Source organism: Acinetobacter sp. TY2 (genome assembly GCF_046269225.1).
Classification (GTDB): domain Bacteria; phylum Pseudomonadota; class Gammaproteobacteria; order Pseudomonadales; family Moraxellaceae; genus Acinetobacter.
The window spans coordinates 37,209-54,648 of the sequence record NZ_JBJZOR010000022.1 but is presented as its reverse complement, the minus strand read 5'-3'; the positions used below and the strand labels follow the sequence as shown (position 1 = coordinate 54,648).

The 17,440-nt window shown below is 36.9% G+C and carries 10 protein-coding genes and 1 pseudogene; 3 read left to right on the top strand and 8 right to left on the bottom strand.

Annotation, left to right across the window (positions count from 1 at the left end; translation table 11 throughout):
* Nucleotides 1–80 precede the first annotated feature (80 nt).
* Nucleotides 81–662, top strand: a pseudogene (locus ACK1JC_RS13115) (AbiJ-NTD4 domain-containing protein); the annotation flags it as partial.
* A gap of 33 nt (nucleotides 663–695) precedes the next feature.
* On the opposite strand, the gene ACK1JC_RS13110 reads toward ACK1JC_RS13115, so the two are convergent.
* The 4 genes from ACK1JC_RS13110 to blaOXA form a co-directional block, all read right to left on the bottom strand.
* Nucleotides 696–1,163 carry an HIT family protein gene (locus ACK1JC_RS13110; RefSeq protein WP_409512318.1) on the bottom strand — a complete coding sequence of 156 codons (468 nt, stop codon included), beginning with the start codon at nucleotides 1,161–1,163 and terminating at the stop codon, nucleotides 696–698.
* A gap of 283 nt (nucleotides 1,164–1,446) precedes the next feature.
* Nucleotides 1,447–3,702, bottom strand: coding sequence for a TonB-dependent siderophore receptor (locus ACK1JC_RS13105; RefSeq protein WP_409512317.1), 2,256 nt, complete (start codon nucleotides 3,700–3,702; stop codon nucleotides 1,447–1,449).
* Between the two features lie 160 nt (nucleotides 3,703–3,862).
* Nucleotides 3,863–5,578, bottom strand: coding sequence for a GGDEF domain-containing protein (locus ACK1JC_RS13100; protein ID WP_409512316.1), 1,716 nt, complete (start codon nucleotides 5,576–5,578; stop codon nucleotides 3,863–3,865).
* Nucleotides 5,579–5,794: 216 nt separating this feature from the next.
* Entirely contained in the window at nucleotides 5,795–6,577 is a 783-nt protein-coding gene (gene blaOXA / locus ACK1JC_RS13095; protein ID WP_409512321.1) for a class D beta-lactamase, read from the bottom strand.
* Between the two features lie 1,011 nt (nucleotides 6,578–7,588).
* On the opposite strand from blaOXA, the gene omp33-36 reads away from it, so the two are divergent.
* Nucleotides 7,589–8,485 (top strand): porin Omp33-36, encoded by an 897-nt coding sequence (omp33-36, locus tag ACK1JC_RS13090; protein ID WP_409512315.1) that lies wholly within the window; start codon nucleotides 7,589–7,591, stop codon nucleotides 8,483–8,485.
* Nucleotides 8,486–8,566: 81 nt separating this feature from the next.
* On the opposite strand, the gene ACK1JC_RS13085 is transcribed toward omp33-36, so the two are convergent.
* The 4 genes from ACK1JC_RS13085 to ACK1JC_RS13070 all read right to left on the bottom strand — a co-directional run bounded on the left by ACK1JC_RS13085 (nucleotide 8,567) and on the right by ACK1JC_RS13070 (nucleotide 13,585).
* A complete protein-coding gene (locus ACK1JC_RS13085) occupies nucleotides 8,567–10,534 on the bottom strand; it encodes a BCCT family transporter (RefSeq protein WP_409512314.1) in 1,968 nt (655 codons plus the stop codon).
* Between the two features lie 161 nt (nucleotides 10,535–10,695).
* Nucleotides 10,696–11,382 carry an ion channel gene (locus ACK1JC_RS13080; RefSeq protein ID WP_409512313.1) on the bottom strand — a complete coding sequence of 229 codons (687 nt, stop codon included), beginning with the start codon at nucleotides 11,380–11,382 and terminating at the stop codon, nucleotides 10,696–10,698.
* A gap of 153 nt (nucleotides 11,383–11,535) precedes the next feature.
* Nucleotides 11,536–13,251: a cation acetate symporter gene (locus ACK1JC_RS13075; RefSeq protein WP_409512312.1), complete on the bottom strand. Its 1,716-nt coding sequence runs from the start codon at nucleotides 13,249–13,251 to the stop codon at nucleotides 11,536–11,538.
* A gap of 1 nt (nucleotide 13,252) precedes the next feature.
* Nucleotides 13,253–13,585, bottom strand: a complete 333-nt coding sequence (locus ACK1JC_RS13070) for a DUF485 domain-containing protein (protein WP_409512311.1) — start codon at nucleotides 13,583–13,585, stop codon at nucleotides 13,253–13,255.
* Nucleotides 13,586–13,772: 187 nt separating this feature from the next.
* On the opposite strand from ACK1JC_RS13070, the gene ACK1JC_RS13065 reads away from it, so the two are divergent.
* Nucleotides 13,773–17,264 carry a PAS-domain containing protein gene (locus ACK1JC_RS13065; protein WP_409512310.1) on the top strand — a complete coding sequence of 1,164 codons (3,492 nt, stop codon included), beginning with the start codon at nucleotides 13,773–13,775 and terminating at the stop codon, nucleotides 17,262–17,264.
* Nucleotides 17,265–17,440: the final 176 nt, after the last annotated feature.

The window sequence follows — 17,440 nt, the reverse complement described above, 5'->3', positions numbered from 1 at the left end:
AATGGCCGAAGACTTTTATAAGTTGGCTGCCTAGAATCTCCCAAGGGAAAGTCTCCTGATAATTCAGCGTATATCAAAGTGAATGGTTCACTTTTTATGATGTAATTGAATTTATAATTCAAAATAAAACAGGAACTACATTTTTCGGTAATATAACAGCCTACAGTCAAAGTAATTTAATTCATGCAATAAATAATGCTTTAGAAGCAGAAAACTCTGCATACAGAGTAATAGAACAACAAATTACAGAAATCACTTCCGAACAAGAAATCCAATCCATCGAAAATGCTTTAGCAAATACGAGTCCTTATTCAGGTGTTCAACAACATTTAAATCAATCATTAAAATTGATGTCAGACCGACAAAATCCTGACTATCGAAATTCAATTAAAGAGTCTATTTCAGCCATAGAGGGTATTTGCAAAATTATCGCAAATAAAGAAAATGCTGGATTTCAAGAAACCCTAGCTATTATTCAAAATAAATATGATTTGCATAAAAGCTTAAAAGAAGGGTTTGTCAAATTTTACGGCTATACCTCAAATGGAGATGGTATCCGCCATGCAATGCTCGAAGAGTCCGATTTAAGTTATATAGATGCAAAATTCATGCTTGTTGCTTGTACCAATTTCATCAATTACTTGATTGAAAAGACTAAATAATAATTTAAAGGAGTAATAAAATTTGCTCCTTTTTTAGTTAAAATCTCTAATCCCCTCTGCCAACTTAGCCAACTCTCCATCATCCGCACGTTTAAAATCATGCGAGGAAATATAACCTTCATATTGGTCAAAATACTTATCGACATTTGAACTGACTTGCTTCCAATTTTCATGCATTTGCTTGGTTCCGTGCATTGGAAATAATTTCGCATGAATATGATCCACACCGAACCCCTCAAATACCATCGCTGTACGACCAACATCCTCAAAAAAATAATCTAACTTTTTAGCAATTTGTTTGGTATAAAGCATCAAACCAGTTAAAACATCATCTTCAAGATCAAAGGCATAACTTGGATAATGCTTTTTCGGCATCACAACCGTTGCACCCAAAGTATTCGGAAAAATTGTTAAAAAAGCCATAAAATCTTCGTTTTCATCAACCAAATGGCACGGCATTTCATTTTTAATTATTTTACAAAAAATACATGAATCACTCATTATCATTATCCCTATTCATTCATTTTTATAACTTCAAATCTTCTACTAGACTACATTCTATTTCAATCAACTCAATACTTTATTTTCGCCCTTACACCTTTGCTTTAAACAAAAACTTAATTTGGAAATATCAAACAAAATATGCCTATATTGATCATTAATAAGATTAAAGTAATCAATATTTAAAAAACATATCCGTCTAACGTAATAAAACCCGAGTTCAATTAAAAATTTTATTGAAACTCAGGTTTGGTATTCAAAAATAACTTATCTAATTTATGCCTTAGAAACGAGTTCTTAAAGACAAGGTGACATTACGTGGCTCACCCCAATACACACCATTATAGAAACCCACTTGCTGATAATACTTTTCATCAAACAAATTATTTACTTGTAAGTTTGCACTGAAGTAATCACTAAATGTATATCCAACATTTGCACTTGCTAAGAAGTACGCATCTTGTCGAACATAACCATCGGAATTCTTAGGTGCACTGCTAGATTTACTTTCAACATCACTTTGCCAATTCACACCAAAGCCGACATTCACTTTATTGGCACCTGTCCACAACGTCTCAGGCAATTTAAAATTTGTATACACTTTAACTAGGTTCTGAGGAATTGTTGTTGAAGCCTTAACCTGTTCCGAACTAACACTATTAACATACGTATAGCCTGCTGTGATATTCCAGTCTGGCGTAATACGACCAATCGCTTCAATTTCAAAGCCTTCTATTTTAAGACCTTCACCTGAAGCCTTCATTGGATCACCACCATCATCGGTTTTAATCCCTTCAGCAATTGCCTGTTCATCTCGAACAGCTACATTGGTTTTCTTTGTCCAAAACATAGCAGCTGTTGCCAACAGTTGATCATCTAACAAACTCGCTTTTAAACCCGCCTCGTAGCTTTCACCTGTTTCTGGATCTAAGAAACTATTATTACGATCTTTACTACTGCTCGGATTAAACATATCTGTGTAGCTTGCATATGCTGTTACAATATCATTAATATCATATGTCGCCCCAAAATACGGCGTAAAAGCATCGGTCTCAACATCACTTTTAGTACCATTCGTTGCAGAATAGTCACTATAACGACCACCTAAAATAAGTTTTAATGCTTCCGTCATATTTAACTTTAACGTTGTATAAACGCCGTAATTTCGCTGTTCTGCATCTTTAGTACTCGGTATTACCGTATAACTAGGCTTTGTTGTTGCATTGCCATCCCAAGTACGCCAATCATTAATTACACATGTATCTCCAAGATTATTTGATGGAACTTTCACACCATTAACTGTTTTAGTACATGTAAGCTGATCACTTGCAATACCGTTTATAGTACCCGAAGGGCTATCTGTTGAACGGTCGAAACCATTACCTCCAATTACTAACTCATGCTCACGGTTAAACAGTTTGAACGGACCACTTGCATACAGCTCTAAACTTGTTTTCTTTGATTCTGAAGTAGGATAGGTTGTAGACCAAACTCCTACACCTGTACCATCTTGATTCGGAAAACCAGAACCGCCGTAGGACATCAACCAAAAACTCTTAGATAATGAATATGAGCCTGCAGCTTTTATGATCCAATTATTATCAAATTTATAGGTTAAATCTGCAAAAGCAGTTTTGTCACTTTGGCTAATTGTATTCCAGCGATTCGCCAAACTAAAATTACGAGGTAAGTTTGCTAAAGAACCATCCTGATACCAATATGGGACTGTTCCCCAAGTCGATCCTCTTGGCTGATTATCTTGATATTGGAAGCCAATACTTCCTGTTAAATTTGATGAAAAGTCAGCTTCGACCATCGCCATTGCAGCTGTTGACTCCAATGAATAATAATCCATGTAAGACTCGCCATCTCGATGTGCTGCCATTACACGACTCCGAACACTTCCATCTTTTGTTAATGGAATAGAAACATCCGCTTCTGTTCGAATCGTATCCCATCGACTAAACGATGTAGCTGCAGAACCCGACAACTCTTTTGTTGGTCGCTTTCTAATCATATTAATAGTCGCTGATGGGTTTCCTGTTGCTCCAGTTAAACCTGCTGCTCCTTTAATCACTTCAATTCTATCGAAGAAAAAACTGTCTACTCGTGGGCTATTTTCTCCAATAGGCATTCCATCAATTTGACGATTTGTAATTCCATAGCCTCTAGCCGAGTAGTTAGATCGTTCACTATCATTTTTCGTCACAGTTACGCCAGGAGTAGCGGCAAGGACATCATCAATAATATTGAGATTTCGCTGTTCAATTTGCTCTCGCGTAATCACACTCACCGATTGAGGCGTATCTTTTAAGGAGAGTTTTAATTTAGACGATGTCCTAGATGACTCAGCTTTATAACTTTTACTGCCTTCTGTTACATCCTTATCTGAATTAGCAACAATTGTAATTGTAGGTAAGGAATAATTTTCGGCTTCATTGTCTTGCTCTTGCGCAAAAACACTTTGTGATAAAACACAGCTGATCAAAACTGATTTTATAGCAATATTTAAAGCAGTTTGTTTAAGCTTAATTTCCATAATACTTAAATCTAAATATAAATAAGAATCATTATTATTACTATTTAATAAAGAAAAACAAACAATTTCTACATACTATTTCTATAATTCAAAGGCAGCCAATAAAGCACACCCGTACAAACCATTGATATATATCTATTTTTATAAATATTAAATATAATTAGACAATGAGTCGATTCCGCCCACCTGCCTTGGCTTTAAATAATGATTGATCTGCTTTCATAAACAGAGCTTGCCAACTCTCAGCACCACTCGCAATACCTATACTCACAGATATTTTTAGTTTTTCATTTGATTCAACTTTACTTGGTAAATCAAACTCTAATGCGGAAACATCTGCCAAAATACTTTCTGCAATTTGTATAATCCAATCCGTATGAGTTTTTTCTAATAAAATCAAAAACTCATCACCACCAAAACGAATAATAAGGTCAGAATGTGCAACATTATTTTTTAAACAAGAAGAGATTGCAACGATCACTTCATCACCAAAAAAATGTCCGTAACAATCGTTCACTGCTTTGAAATTATCAATATCAACGACAATTAAATTTAAAGTTTGAAAGCGTTGTGGTTGCATTTCCATGTCTTTCAAATAAGCATCCAAAGCTGTTCTATTAGAAACACCCGTTAAGCGATCCGTATTTGCCATATTTTTGAGTTGTTCTTCAAATGCATCTCTTTGAATCAACATATTTTTTAAACTTTCAATCGCCTCAGATAAACTTTCTTTGCCATCATGCCGAGCTAAATTATTTAACTCTTGACCTAAATCGGCCTGAGAAGATAATGCAACAATACTATTTCGTGCCTGAATTAAGGGTTCAAATAAATTTTTTCGCGTATAAATCATGATAAAAATCGCAACACCCAAAGAGAGTATTGAAATAAATAAAGTTAAAAAGAATTTACGCTGAGCAATATGAATATTATGTCGAGCATTAAGTGCATGTGCTTCTAAAAGATAAGTTTGTAAATCAACCACGCTTGAAAAACGACTTACCATATATTCTGTCAATTGATTTGGCGTTAAAAAATAAGTTTGATTGTGCTGACTTTCTGAAATTAAACGATTTACAGCTGACAATCCCTGCCCCAAAAAATTTGCTTCAACATTTTTATGCAATTCAAGATATTGGGGTGTTTTTAATTGCTCAGGTTGCATTGAATCCATTAGACGCCACAAATATTTTGCTTGCTCTTGTGCCAATAGTGAACTCAGGTGATTTTCTTCAGGAATTTTCTGTTGCGCGCTTAAGGGAGCCATTATAGTTGATGCAACTCGCCCTGCTTGATCACGCAAATCTGCTAATAATAAAACAATCGATGCAAAGTCATTTACAGACGTATTATTTTTCTTAGCCGCTGCAATTAATTGCTGAAAAATATTTCGACAACTATCCCATGCACCAAACATTGAAAAAATTGCTGCATTCATTTGTGTTGTTGTTCTTTGATCAGCATGTATATAACGATCTACTTGATGGCGTGCACTTTGTAAATCTGACCGTAACTCAACATCGACTTGTTGCGCTAACTGATAAAATCCTGATTTTTCAAGCATCGTAACAGTCAAATCCATTTGCTGATCGACTTCAATACGATATTTTTGCAATGCGTTCAAGTTAATCGCTAAGTTACTAATATCACTCGACATTGCTTTATTTGCAGGCGCACGTTCACGTGAAATTTTATTAGATAATTCTGCAAATACTCTTAAATTTTGAATATCAACTAAGGTTTGTTGTGATTGTTGATAATAGCGTTTACTTTCTAAAATTTGAGGTAATGCAATAAAAATAATAGATAAAATAACGACAAGCATCAGAATTAACAATCGGGCTTTTATTTGCTCTGAATGTAATTCGTTCGTCATAATATCTATCCTACTCAAAGCTTTTTTGACATTTACGAATTTTCAATATCAATGAATGATGCTGATTTACTCTATATAGTCATCATCTCTTGAGGACAGCACTACATAAAGCCTAAACAAACGAATGTTTGAATTTTAGCCACATCTATTGCTACACATTCTATTTAAAAAAAGCGAGATGTCTACTTTTATCATTCCCGCTTAAAAAAGTGACAATTATCGTAAGTAAAAAAATATGCCTAACTTATCTAAAACATCTAAAGTCAGTTGCTTACGCTCTGTTGCATCATCCCCTTCTTTCATTTCCATGTTTAAAGTAAAAGCTGTGATTTTGCCATTCGGTTGCTCCACCCAACCTGTATACCAACCGACTTGTGGACTCACATCCGAAGCCCAACCACTTTTAGCATATAATTTGGCATCACCTCGTCTTTCTATATACAGCATCTCTTTCACTTGTTGTTGAACAGCAGTATCAAAAGGCAAAGATTGGGTTGCTAATTGATAAGCAAATTTAGCTTCTTGCTCAGGTGTCACTTTCAAAGGTCCAACAAGCCAAAAATTATCGACTTGATGACCGATGTCAGCATTACCAAAACCAACACGTTTTACTTCGCTACGCATTAAATCTAAACCAATACGACGTGCCAACTCCTGATAAACAGGAACTGCTGAAGCCTGCATTGCTTCAGTTAAAGTCATATCTTTTTCCCAAGCTTTGAAAGATCGCTTTTCGCCCTGCCATTTAAACACTTCATTTGGATCAATCTTATTATGTTGCAAACCAATCAACGCATTTAGCATTTTAAACGTCGACGCTGGTACATAAGCCCTTTGTGCACGTGTTAAATCATTACCATAGCTTTTCAGCTGAATGCCATCATAAGTGACAAAAACCGCTTGAGTTTGCGCTTCATTGAATAATAGTGGAATTTCTTGTACACGAGATGTTTGAGTGGAATACATCATATTTGCCTTAATATCTAAATGATGATTCATCGATACATTTGAACTACATGCGCCAAGCAGAGCCGAAACCATAATTAATATAAAATGACGATACATTGCAAAATTCTCACTTTCTCTTTCAGTCTGAATTTTAATCTATTGTTTTCCGCTAACACTATAAATTTTATTAAAAAATTATTTTTTTTATTCAACTCAGGAAAAATAATATTTACACATGCTACATCATAGTGCATAATGCACCGCATTAGGGCAGTAATAGATATTTCCTCAGCAGGATGTTTATTTCTCCCTCAGATTTTGGCGAGAAAATCCGAATTTTAACGAATTCGGATTTTTTTTATGCTAAATATTACATTTTGAAATAAATCACACCTAATAGCTCACTTATTTGCGCACCATATTGATGCACTTATTTTGTGCATTCTTTACTTATCAAAACTTTATTTTTTAACTAATCTCAAATTTTAGACAAAAAAAAAGCCCAACCTTGGGGAAAGCTGGGCATATAAAAACAAATATGGAGAACATTTATAGAAAATAAATCTATATTTGATATAAATATTATGTGAAAAAAGCATGATTATGTAAAGTTGATTAATTTGATCAGAATTAAATTACTTATCATAATATTCGATTAACATTGATATTGTCACAGTTCAATTGCAAAATTGATTGCGAATAAACATAATCTATTTTTTATGTATTTTAAGATCGTAAATTTTAAAAATTAATGATGTTTATCTTCATTTAATGATCATAATTAACGATTAATAATCGAAATTAAATTTATTTTTACAATAAAAATTATGGTTAAAATAAAATCAACCCTTCATCTTTCAATCTATTTTTTAAGCTTTAGCTTCTTGTTCTTATTTAAGTTTTATGTTCGTTGACAAATCAAATTTTATTTGAACACTTTTTATGCAATACCATAATTAAAGCCAATTACCAAATGTTAAATATTGTTAAACATCATTGATATAATATTTTGTAACAATACAATGGCTCACGTTTAACCCATTTCAACCTTTGGAAATGATCATGAAAAAACTCGGTTTAGCCACTGCTCTATTATTAGCCATGACCGGCGCTCAAGCGTATCAATTTGAAGTACAAGGTCAATCTGAGTACACAGATACAACTGTAAATGACAAAGATTTCACTGGTGGTCTTCAAGGGACTTACTACTTCAAAAATGTTGACGCAACTAAAGGTCCACTTGCTGAAGCTGCTTTTGTAAACCAAGCATCAAATGTATCTTTGGCTTACAACTATGGTGAAATCGGTACTCAAGGTATTGATATTACTGCGCACAACTATGGTGCTAAAGCTGAAGCTTATGTTCCAACTAAATTCGTTCCTGCTTATGCAAGCGCGTCTTATAGCCACACAATCTTAGATAGCAAGAATGACAATGCTAAAGATGATAGTGGCGACCGTTATGCATTAGAACTTGGTGTACTTCCTACTCAGAACTTTTTGGTTGCTGTAGGTTACACAAGTGCTGCAAACCAAGCTGCTGTTGATGCATTCAATGTTATGGGTAACGGCGTAGCGAAAGCTGCTGCTGAAGCTGTAACGATTGGTGATGATCAAGATGCCGTTACTGCTCGTGCTAAATACGTTGGCGGTATTGATAATACAAATATGTCTATCGGCTTTGAATCTGCAATCATTTATGGTGATGACACTGCTTACCAATTCAAAACTGACCTATTCTTAACGCCTAAGTTAAGCGTTGGCGCTTCTTATGCAGAATCAAGCTACGAAGGTACACCTGACTCAGCTTGGGGTGCAAATGTAAATTACTTCATCACTCCTGCTATTGCAGTTGGTGCAAGCTACGTAAATGCAAACTACGAAGCAGCTAAAGGTCAAACTGTTGCTTATGCTGGTGACACTCAATCTGTTGGCGTAAATGCTAAATTCCGTTTCTAATTTTTAAACTTTAGATACTGAAATAAAAAAGGACTCTAATTTAGAGTCCTTTTTTATGCTTTGTGCTACTTAATAAAAATATTAATTCCGAACTACATTTAAGAAATGTAAATGACGCTCATACTGATCAATAATATCTTGCAATAAATCATCTTGCGTCCAATCCATCACATTATAATTTTGACCGCCTTCTCGTAAAAACACTTCAGCTTGATAAAAATTATCCGTTTCTTGATGTTGTTCATTCATCATAAAACTTGGTGCAACTGTTGGGCGTGCAATCACTTTATAAATAAAGTTAAATTCATCATGATGATCTACACTCAGTTGAAGACCATCTTCAACCTCTTTCACTACAACATTTAAATGTCGACGTTTAAATTCGTAACGTACACTTTCAAATGCTTTAATCACCTCTTGATTAATATAACTTTGAACTTCTACATGATGATGAGGATGATGCATAATCAGTCCTAATCGTTGTTGCCAACTCCGAGGATTTTGCACAGCACGTGGCGTAATTCTTGCCACTTGTAAAGCCTGCGTTTTAGTGACATCTAGACGCAATGATTTCAACAATCCCCAACACAGCAACAACATGATGATAGTAAATGGTAAAGCACTCAACATGGTCGCCGATTGTAAAGCACCTAAACCACCAACAACCAACAAAATAATGGATAAAATTGCCATTAATGCTGTCCAAAATAGACGTTGCCAGATTGGAGAGTTTTCAGTTTTTGCAGTTAAATAATCTGTCACTAATGCACCTGAATCTGCCGAAGTCACAAAAAATAAAATAACCAAAACCGTAGCGACTAAACTAGAAATACTCGCAAATGGAAGATAGGTGAGAAACTCAAATAGCGCCACTGAAGAATCCTGTTGTACTGCTGAAATCAGTCCAACGTGCCCTTGCTCCAAAATGCTAAATAAAGCCGCATTACCCATAAAGCCCATCCAAATCAGGGTAAAACCTGTAGGAATAAGCAATACACCGACAATAAATTCACGAATCGTACGTCCTTTGGATACCCTTGCAATGAACATCCCTACAAATGGCGACCATGAAATCCACCACGCCCAATACATGATTGTCCAGCCACCAATCCAATCACCTGGTTGATAAGCATATAAATTAAAGGTCATGCTAAACAAATTGGAAAAATACTGTCCAGCATTTTGAATCGTGCCTTGTAAAATATAGACACTTGAACTTGCGAAAAAAACAAAACCAAGCAATAGCAAGGCTAAGAGCAAATTCAACTCAGATAAACGTTTAATCCCTTTATCTAAGCCTAAAAATACAGATAATGAAGCCAAACTACTGACAAAAATAATCAGTATGATTTGCATGCTAATCGTGCTTTCCCAACCCAACAAATAACTTAAACCTGAGCTAATTTGGGTTACACCAAAACCTAAAGTTGTCGCAACACCAAAAACTGTACCAATAGTTGCAAAAGTATCGACAGCATCACCAATAGGACCATAAATTTTTTGTCCTATCAGTGGGTATAAGCCCGAGCGTACTTTAAGGGGTAGGTTATAACGAAATGCAAAATACGCTAGTGTCAGTCCAACGATGGCATAGATTGCCCATGCATGAAAACCCCAATGGAAAAAGGTAATTCTCATGGCTTGTTGTGCAGATTGAATTGTTTGTGGATCGCCTGTCGGTGGATTGACATAGTGCATCACAGGTTCAGCAATACCAAAGAACATCAGTCCAATACCCATGCCTGCAGTAAATAACATCGCAAACCATGAACCATTGCTGTATTCAGGTTGACTATGATCTGGACCCAATTTAATTTTGCCCATTTCAGACATGGCAATAAAAATGAGTACTATTAAAAAAATCGCAACAGATAATACATAGAACCAACTAAATGAATCTGTGATCCATTGTTTCATTTGCTGTGTAATGAGTTCAAATGCATTTGGTGCAAAGATGACAACCATCAGAAAAATAAAAATAATTCCAACGGTACTTAAGAAAACATTTGGATTGACGTTATCAAACCAAGTTGTTTTTTTGGAAGGCATATTTCCCCCAGGTTTTTATATTTAAAGGACAGACTTTTAAAGTCAAAAAGGCATTCACAGATGTGAAAAAAGACGAACTCTGTAGAAAATCGTTCGAGTTCGGTAAGAATTGTAATTTAAATTGTTGCTTTTAGCAGTTTAGCAAATGTAACCATTTACCATTATTCACTCGAATCTCTTTTATGTACTACATAATGTAGTGATATTAATCTCGATACAATTAATGCCAAATACATCACACCACAAAGCATCTGAATCATGGCAATGACACGAGCGGCAGGTAATATTGGCATTAAATCGGATAGTCCAGTTGCCGATTGAAGACTAAAACTCAAAAAAAGTAAGTCTAACCAACGCTGATAATCCCCTGCGAAATTTGGATTTTGAAAACTTCCTGGAATCAATAACTGACAAATACTATAGAGAAATGCAAAGCCCCAAGCGATAAGAGTAAAAACGGCTCCTGCCGCAAACAATTCATCTTTGGTTAAATACTTGTCTTCAAACATATAACGAATTAAACCATACGCCGCACAAAAATAAGCCGATGCTTCAAAAGCATGTGCAATTACTTGTAAATAATTATTGTTTATTCCAAATAACATCAGCGATGAAAAAATGAATGCTCCTCCAACAAAAATCAGCCCCATCATTGTAAAAGTCGGCGTATTTCGAATCACTTTGGCAATAATCAATAAAGCAAGTACACCCATTGCCCAACTTAAAATCTGGTAAGTTCGGCTTTCTATAGTAAAAATAGACAGAATGAGAATTAACAACTGTACTAATAACAGCCAAGCAGAAGGAAGTAATTTTAAGTCTTGCCAAAAGTGATTGATTATTTTCATCTTTGATCAGATTTTGTTTTATTTGAATGATTTCAACTTAACATATTTAAAATCTCAACGAAAAGAGAAAAATGTATGGTTAAGCAGTTTAAAACCTTTCAATTTTAGACATAAAAAAACACCTCAAATGAGGTGTTTTTTTAGTGAGTCAGATTAGTGATCGGATGCACCTGAGATACCAATACCTGTTTGTGAGCGTACAAACTGTGCATCAAATGCTTTACGTTCAGCTTGTGCACGTGGCGAGTTATCGGTTACAGAGAACAACCAGCAGCAGAAGAACGCTAATGGCATTGCAAAGATTGCAGGACCATTGAATGGGTTTACTGGTGTATCAGAGATCCCCAATGTATCAACCCAAACCGCTTTAGATAGAACAATCAGTGTTACTGCTAGTCCTAGCCCTACAACACCACCAACAACAGCACCACGAGTCGTTAAACCTTTCCAGAACATTGAAAGTACAAGTACTGGGAAGTTTGCACATGCTGCTACAGAGAATGCTAAACCAACCATGAATGCAACGTTTTGCTTCTCGAAGATAATACCAAGAATCATGGCAAAAATCGCAAGACCTAAAGTTGCAATTTTAGACATACGTAGTTCAGATTCAGGCGTTGTTTGACCTTTCTTAAATACGTTTGCATATAAGTCATGAGAAATTGCAGATGCACCAGACAGCGTCAGACCTGCTACAACCGCAAGGATTGTTGCAAATGCTACAGCTGAAATAAAGCCCATGAACAAGTCACCGCCAACCGCATCAGACAAGTGAACCGCAGCCATGTTATTACCACCAACAAGCTCAAGCTTGCCAGTCACAGCCATTTTCGCTACATCAATAAATTGTGGGTTGTTTGATACAAAAAGAATCGCACCGAAACCAATAATGAAAGTTAAAAGATAGAAGTAACCAATGAAACCTGTTGCTACAACCACAGATTTACGTGCTTCTTTTGCATCTTTAACTGTAAAGAAACGCATTAAAATGTGTGGAAGACCTGCTGTACCAAACATTAATGCCAAACCTAAAGACAATGCATCTAGTGGATTAGCCGCAAGTTTACCAGGTCCCATAATGTTAGATGCTTCTGCAACCGTCATATTATGTACTTTCGCAAATACATCAATAGATTGACGGAACATTTCAGAAAAGCTATATCCAACAGAATGCATCACCATAAATGCCATGAACGTTGCACCAGACAGCAACATTACTGCTTTAATGATTTGTACCCAAGTCGTTGCTAACATACCACCAAACATTACATAAGCCATCATTAGAAGACCAACGATAACAACAGCAATATTATAGTTCAAACCAAATAATAGTTTGATCAACTGACCTGCACCAACCATCTGCGCAATTAAGTAAAATGCAACAACAACCAGCGAGCTAATTGCAGCCAAAGTACGAACTGGTTTTTCTTCCAAACGGAATGACACTACATCAGATAAGTTAAATTTACCTAAGTTACGTAAACGTTCAGCGATTAAGAACAATACGATTGGCCAACCCACCATGAAGCCTAAAGAATACAATAGACCGTCAAAACCTGAGCTGAATACAAGTGCAGAAATACCCAAGAACGATGCTGCTGACATATAGTCACCTGCAATCGCCAAGCCATTTTGAAAACCTGAAATACCACCACCAGCGGTATAGAAATCCGCAGTACTTGTCGTTTGTTTTGCAGCCCACTTGGTAATGAATAGTGTAAAACCAACAAAAATAGCAAACATGACAATCGCATGCCAGTTGGTTGCTTGTTGTTGTGCTTCACCTAAATCAGGACCTGCCTGAGCAACGGTAGACAACAATGCAGTTGATGCGAGTGCCGCACACGTTTTAATTGAATTCCATTTCATCTTAATGCTGTCCTTTTTCATGTGCGATCGCTTCCACTTCCTTCATCGCATCTTCATTGAGTTGATCAAGTGTGTTATTAGCGATATATGAATACACGCCGCACAGTACAAAAGACAAAACAATAATACTCAGACCTAATGGCATACCAATAGTCGTTACACCACCACTGACAGAGGTCATTAAAAATTCTTTGTTGTAGCCGACTAAAAGCATAAATCCAACATAAACAACTAGCATAATTGCCGTAAGTGTCCAGCTTAGATTTCTTTTTTTAGCAACCATTTCCTTAAACTTTGGATTTTGAAGAATCGCTTCTACTTGTTTCTCATCCATAACGCTGCTCCTTGATAAGCCATCAGTCCACTGATTGCTTTTTTATTCATCTTTTTTACTGCGCTAAAATTAACAATGTTATAGGGGGGACGTAACTTAGACTTTGGTCGTTAAATTTTTCTCAAAATCAATGTCAATGCTGTCCAATGCGGTATCATTATGACCATCCTTTATACTGTAAAACCTTATGAACAGTTGGTTGATTATTGGGGTTCTAGCCCTTTACATCCTCATTTTATTTGTCTGTGCATTCTTTGGTGAGAAGCATGCAAGCCGATTAAGCACACGTGGACGAATGCTTCTCTTTAGTCTAACACTGGGGGTGTATTGCTCATCTTGGACCTTTTATGGTGCAACAGGAGCAGCTGTTCGTGAGGGGATTATTTTTCTACCCATTTATCTTGGACCTCTCATTTTTGTCGGTTTGGGCTATGACATTTGGCGTAGATTAGGTCGTGTCAGACAGCATCATGCCATCTCATCGATTGCCGATTTTGTCGCAGCACGTTACGGTAAAAGTGGGACGTTAGCATCTTTAGTCACCATTTTGGCTGTAGTTGCCATTATTCCGTATTTGGCTTTACAGTTACGTGCTATTGCACTCAGCGCATCGGTCATGCTCGATCACAACACTCAAGTTGTTTCGACCACAACCAATGGCGTACTGGGACTTACAGCGGTTCTTGCAATACTTGCCATGATGTTTGGTACACGACAAATTGCCAACACAGAACAACATGGCGGTTTGATGCTTGCTGTGGCATTTGAATCATTCGTTAAACTGTTTGCCCTACTCTGTGTTGCTCTATTTTTTATTTTTGAAGCACCTGAAAATATTATTCAAATTTCAAAAGATGTCACACAAACATTTCATCAAGTTCAGCTCTTTGGTGTGCCTGAAACTTTTTGGATTCAAACACTACTTGCCTCTTTAGCGATTATTTGTTTACCGCGTCAATTTCATGTCGCTGTGGTTGAATTACGTGATGAAAAACATATCCGTGGTGCGCGTCGTTGGTTTGCCGCTTATCTGATTTTAACTATTGTTGCCATTATTCCTATTGCAAGTTGGGCATTGCATGCAGCACCTGAATATCTGTCTATTCCCGATGTTGCAGTTTTATCTTTACCACTGAGTTACAACCAAGACTGGCTAACCTTATTGGCATTTTTAGGGGGCTTTTCAGCATCTACAGGCATGCTGTTGGTTTCATCTGTGGCATTATCTATCATGCTGAGTAATGACTTGATCATGCCTGCATTGTGGCGTTTTAATATTATTTCTCGACATGATAAAAGACTGCCTCAGGTACTTAAATTTACCCGTAGAGTCTGTATTCTTGCGGTGATGTTCCTTGGCTTCTTATTTTTCCATTTCTTTAATGATATTGATCAACTTTCAACTTTTGGTTTATTAGCATTTAGTGCTGTCGCACAGTTTTCTCCCGCGCTCATTGGCGGGCTCTATTGGCGTGGTGGGAGTCGTCAAGGAGTTTATGCAGGATTAGTGACTGGGTTTATCTTATGGAGTTATACACTTTTACTACCGACTATTTTACGTAGTTTTCCTTCCGAATATAGCGTCATTGGGCAACAGTTTCTAGCGATGGGTCCATTCGGAATCAATTGGTTACGACCTGAAGCCTTACTTGGTTTTGAATCGTTTGCTCCGCTCACACACGGCGTTATTTGGGCACTTGGGCTCAACATTACATTATATATTTGGGTATCTCGTATCTATCGTCCAAGTATTGCAGAACAAATTCAGGCGGAAAGTTTCTTTTACTACGAAACCAAACCGCTTCCTGCTCAGAGTGCATCAACAGAAATTAGCTATTTACATCATGATGTTGCACGTTTAAAAGTGGGTGATTTAATTGCACTTGCCAAACGTATTACTGGTGAAGGACCAACCATTCATGCCTTTCAACAATTTTGCGCCATGAACAATGTGGTACTAAATGAAAATAGTAGTGCAAATGGCATGTGGTGGCGCTTCACAGAACAATATTTAGCAGGAACCATTGGTGCTGCTTCAGCCCGTACCTTACTGACGACAGCAATGGTGAATAATGGCTTAGCACTTGGTCAAGTCGCCAATATTCTCGATCAGGCTTCACAATGGCAACGTTTTAATCAAAACCTCATCATGACCATGATTGATCACATGACCCAAGGGGTAAGTGTAGTCGATGAAAATATGTGCTTAGTTGCTTGGAACAATCAATACTTAAAACTTTTTGATTATCCAAAAGATTTGGTCTATGTCGGTTGTCCAATTTCAGACCTGATTCGCTATAACGCAGAACGTGGTGAATGTGGACCGGGTTCAATTGAGGAACATGTGCGTAAGCGGATTCATTGGATGAAAGTCGGCAGTGCACATGAATTTGAACGTATTCGTAAAGATGGGCTCGTGATTCAAATGCGAGGTAATCCGATTGAAGGTGGTGGCTTTGTAACAACATTTGCCGATATTACCGCATTCCGTGAAAATGAAGCTTTGCTCGAAGGTCGTGTACACGATCGTACCCAACAATTGGCAAATGCCTTAACTGAACAACAACTTGCACGTGAACAAGCTGACCGTGCCAATATGTCAAAAAGTCGCTTCATTGCCGCAGCAAGCCATGATTTATTACAGCCGATGCATGCAGCACGCTTATTTAGTACCGCACTTGAGCAAAGTATTCAGTCTGATGATGACCGTAAGACATTACAACAATTAGATCGTGCCTTACATGGTGCAGAAAGCATGCTCTCTGCCCTGCTTGATATTGCTCGCCTTGAAGGTGGGACGATTCAACCGAAACGCCAGCCTTATCCGTTACATGACTTGCTCAACGACCTTGAATTACAATTCAAATCAATTGCAGCACAACGTCAAATTCGCTTTCACGTGCATGATGCTCAATTTTGGATAGATACCGACCCACAATGGATTCGTCGTATTATTCAAAATTTTGTCAGCAATGCACTACGTTATACCGCTCGTGGTCGTGTCATCGTTGGCGTATTAAGAGCATCAGATCGTTTCGGCTATATCCGTATCGGTGTTTGGGATACAGGTCCAGGCATTGCAGAGGAACAACGGATTAAACTATTTCAAGAGTTTGAACGCTGTGGGCATACCTCACCATGGGGTGAACAAGGTTTAGGGCTTGGGCTTGCCATTGTGCAACGTATGACAGGACTACTTGATCATCCTGTACATGTTTATTCAGAAATTAGGCGAGGTTCATGCTTCATGATTGAAGTGCCTGTGGTTGCTGCACCTAAAATTATTGCCGCACCTGTACAAGCCGTACCACTGAAAACCAAAGCCTATAAAATTTTATGCTTGGACAATGATGAAACCATTTTAGAAGGTATGAGCACTTTACTGACTAAGTGGGGCTATCAGGTGTTTAAAGCCACCGAACCTGAACAAGCTTTGGAAATTATTCAGCAGGAAAATATTCAAGTTTGGTTAGTCGATCAGCATCTAAATAACCAAAAAATCGGACTCGATTTTATTACTGGAAACCGTCAAGAAAATGTGCCTGTGGCACTCATTACCGCAGATTCTGATCCTGAATTACCACAGCTTTTAAAAGAGCTGAACATCGTTTTATTAAGAAAACCACTCAAGCCCGCATCTTTACGTTCATGGTTATCAGGCTTGAAAATTTCTAAATAACATCTGAAAAAATGTCCAAATATTTGGACATTTCATTCTGTGTTAAAAATATATTTTGATACATTTAAAGCCTCCATAAAATTTCTTTCGGAGGCTTTTTCTGTTCGATCACTCAGAAAAATAGCAATTCATTTTTTTAATTATGCAAAAGTTTTCAAAAATACCCCTAAAGTTCA